This window comes from Synechococcus sp. R55.7, from assembly GCF_047461955.1.
GTDB lineage: Bacteria > Cyanobacteriota > Cyanobacteriia > Thermostichales > Thermostichaceae > Thermostichus.
Window position 1 is genome coordinate 1 of sequence record NZ_JANSIC010000414.1, and the last position, 887, is coordinate 887.

An 887-nucleotide genomic window follows, 5' to 3' on the forward strand; every position below is an offset into this window, starting at 1 on the left:
GCATCGATTTCCCGCGCCAAGTTCACCAGGCCGCGATAGCCGGCATAAGCGTGGTGCCGCTCCTGGTTGATGTCCAGAAAGGGGATGCGGGCCTTGAGGGCGGTGTACTGGTTGCGTCCGCCGGCGATGAGCAAGTCCGCTTTCGTGCGCTCCACCACCTTGAGCAGCTCTTGAGGGCTGCCCTTGTCCAAGAGAATGCCATCCTGGCCGAGCAGCTCGCGGATGCGGGCTTTGTCTTCTTCGGTGCTTTTGCGGGTGCTGGTGGCCGTTACCTGCATCCCCAGATCTCGGGCAGCAGAGATGATCGACCAACTTTTCACGCCGCCGGTATAAAGGACAACTCGTTTGCCCGCCAGCCGCTGCCGGTAGGGGGCCAAAGCCGCCTCAGCGGCGCGAGTTTCTCGCTCGATGAGGGCCTCGGTACGCTCCTGCAGTTGCGGATCCTTCAGCCCTTGGGCAATGGCCCGTAGGCAGTGGTTCATCTCCTGCAGCCCGTAAAAGGAAGCCTCAATGTAGGGGATCCCGTAGCGCTCCTGCATCTTGCGGCCCACATTGAGCAAGGCTTTAGCGCAGATGAGAACGTTCAGCTTGGCCCGGTGGGCGGTACAGATCTCGTGGTAGCGGCCATCGCCGGTGATCTTGGCCAAAATGCGGATCCCCAGCTCGTCAAACAGAGGCAAGACATCCCACAGCTCGCCGGCAATGTTGTACTCGCCGATGAGGTTAATGTCGCGGGGAGTGGTGTACTCCGGGGAGGCGGTGCCGATAACATAGTCCAGCAGGGCTTCTCCGGCCAGACGGTTGCCTAGGTTTTTGCTGCCCACAAAGCCGGGCGCATTCACCGGAATGACCGGGATCCCAAGCTGGCGGCTGGCCCGCTGACACAC

General features: G+C 61.6%; 1 protein-coding gene. It reads right to left on the reverse strand.

Annotated features, from left to right (window positions below):
• The coding region (locus NW820_RS12845; RefSeq protein WP_414407699.1) for a nitrogenase component 1 at positions 1-887 on the reverse strand (887 nt) is incomplete at both ends.